Here is a 2,399-nt window from a genome sequence, read left to right as displayed (position 1 = left end):
GGGAATGACGGCTTCCCACCCTAATCAACTCAGTCCGGCGGGTCTTGAATTTGTCCCGCTGCCTGGGCTGTATCGACATCAGTTCAGCGCGAGCCGAATGTCGGGACAGCCGGGGCCCGCCCATCCATGTCCATATTGCGCCAACTGGCCCCTTGACCCTGCGATGACGATCGTCATCTAACGCCGGTCGATCCATCGGGAACGGGGGCCTTCATGCTGTCAGCGACTCTCGCCCGCCAAATGGGCGCGCGCCACATCCATTATGGCTGGGCCGTGCTGGCCGCGACCTTCCTCACGATGCTGGTCGTCGCGGGGGCCGTGGGCGCGCCCGGCGTGTTCATCATCCCCCTGCAAAGGGAGTTCGGCTGGAGCGCGGCCGACATTTCCGGGGCGCTGGCCATACGCTTCCTCCTCTTCGGCGGGATGGGGCCGTTCGCCGCCGCCTTCATGAACCGTTTTGGCGTGCGGCGGATGATGCTGGTCTCGCTGGCGATCATCGTCGTCGGGCTGTTGCTGTCCATGGGCATGACCCGGTTGTGGCAGCTCGTCCTGCTGTGGGGCGTCGTCATCGGCATCGGCACGGGCCTGACCGCCATGGTGCTGGGCGCCACCGTTGCCACGCGCTGGTTCACGCACAGGCGGGGCCTGGTCATGGGTTTGCTGTCGGCCAGCACCGCCACGGGCCAACTGGCCTTCCTGCCGCTGCTCGCCGCCTTGACGGAGCGGTTCGGCTGGCGCGCATCGGTCCTGCTGGTGTGCGGCGCGGTCCTGCTGGCGGCGCTGGTCGTGCTGCTGCTGATGCGCGACCGTCCCGCCGACCTCGGCCTGCCGCCCTATGGCGAGAGCGCGGTGCATCCCGCCCCGCCGCAGCCGGCCGGCTTCGGCGCCCTGCTGATGAGCCCGCTGCGCATATTGGCCGATGCGGCGCGGGTGCCCAGCTTCTGGATATTGTTCTTCTCCTTCTACATTTGCGGGGCCAGCACCAACGGGCTGGTCCAGACGCATTTCATCGCCCTGTGCGGCGATTACGGGCTGGCGGCGGTGGGCGCGGCGTCGATGCTGGCGATGATGGGGCTGTTCGATTTCGCGGGCACGCTGGGGTCGGGCTGGCTGTCGGATCGGTTCGACAATCGCTGGCTGCTGTTCTGCTATTATGGCCTGCGCGGGCTGTCGCTGCTCTACCTGCCGTTCAGCGACTTCTCTCTCTACAGCCTGACGGTCTTCGCGATGTTCTATGGCCTGGACTGGGTCGCGACCGTGCCGCCGACGGTCAAGCTGACGGCGCAGCGCTTCGGGCCGGAGCGGGCCAATGTGGTGTTCGGCTGGATCTTCGCCGGGCATCAGCTCGGCGCGGCGAGCGCGGCGCTGGCGGGCGGCCTTTCCCGCACCGTCTGGCAAAGCTATATGCCCGCCTTCGTCGCGGCGGGGATATTGTGCCTGATCGGGGCGGGAATGGTGCTGCTGATCAATCGCGGGCGGAGCAAGACCTTCGCCCTCGCCTGAGCGGCCGGGTGGAGGAGGCATGGATGCTGCAAGGGAAGATCGCCCTCGTCACCGGAGCCGGGCGCGGCCTGGGACGCGAAATCGCGCTGGGCCTTGCCGGGGCGGGGGCGCATGTGCTGCTCCATGGGCGAAGGGCGGAGCCGCTCCAGGCGACGGCCGCCGCCATCGCCGCGCTGGGCGGGACGAGCGCGCCGTTGATCTTCGACCTGGAGGATGGCGAGGCGCTTCGGGCGGCGCTCGGCGCATGCGGGCCGGTCGACATATTGGTCAACAATGCCGGCCATCGCGACCGCAGGCCGATTGGAGAGCTGGACCGGCCGGCGGCGCGGCGGATGCTGGAGATCAATCTGGTCGCGCCCTTCGACCTGGCCCGGACGGTCGCGGCCGGCATGGGGGCGGGCGGACGGATCGTCAACATCACCTCCATCGCCGGGCAGATCGCTCGTTCGGGCGATGCGGCCTACACCATGGCGAAGGGCGGGCTGGACGCGTTGACGCGCGCGCTGGCGGCGGAACTGGGCGGCCGGGGGATCACCGTCAATGCCGTCGCGCCCGGCTATTTCGCGACCGAGGCCAATGAGGAGATGACCGCGGACTCCGCCGTCGCCGATCATCTGGCCCGGCGCACCTCGCTGGGGCGATGGGGACGGCCGGAGGAGATTGTCGGGCCGGTCCTGTTCCTGGCTTCGGACGCGGCGTCCTATGTGACGGGGCAGGTGCTGGCGGTGGACGGCGGCTACACCGCCCACTTTTAATCCAAGCCGTTCCCGCGAAAGCAAGAACCAAAATTCCTCCCTACGCGCAGCGTGGGGAGGGTCGAAGAGAGGCACGCGACTCTCTTCGACGCCGCCGAAGGCGGTGGTGGAGGGGAAATGGCGTGACCTGCGCATCTTCCC

General features: G+C 68.5%; 2 protein-coding genes. Both read left to right on the top strand.

The genetic code is table 11. The features are described 5' to 3' along the window. The first annotated feature begins 213 nt into the window (after positions 1-213). Positions 214-1,503 carry an MFS transporter gene (locus tag L286_RS25295; protein WP_031286136.1) on the top strand — a complete coding sequence of 430 codons (1,290 nt, stop codon included), beginning with the start codon at positions 214-216 and terminating at the stop codon, positions 1,501-1,503. A gap of 23 nt (positions 1,504-1,526) precedes the next feature. Beyond that, on the top strand, positions 1,527-2,258 hold the full coding sequence (locus L286_RS25290) for an SDR family oxidoreductase (protein WP_020818328.1): 732 nt from the start codon (positions 1,527-1,529) through the stop codon (positions 2,256-2,258). Positions 2,259-2,399 lie beyond the last annotated feature (141 nt).

The sequence above is a fragment of the Sphingobium sp. HDIP04 genome (genome assembly GCF_000445085.1).
Taxonomy (GTDB): Bacteria; Pseudomonadota; Alphaproteobacteria; order Sphingomonadales; family Sphingomonadaceae; genus Sphingobium; species Sphingobium indicum.
The sequence above is the reverse complement of the archived record's forward strand: the minus strand, read 5'-3'. Positions and strand labels throughout refer to the sequence as shown.

Excerpts from the sequence above, each read along its gene's own strand:
- L286_RS25295 (WP_031286136.1), top strand. The coding sequence starts at position 214 with ATGCTGTCAGCGACTCTCGCCCGCCAAATGGGCGCGCGCCACATCCAT.
- L286_RS25290 (WP_020818328.1), top strand. The coding sequence starts at position 1,527 with ATGCTGCAAGGGAAGATCGCCCTCGTCACCGGAGCCGGGCGCGGCCTG.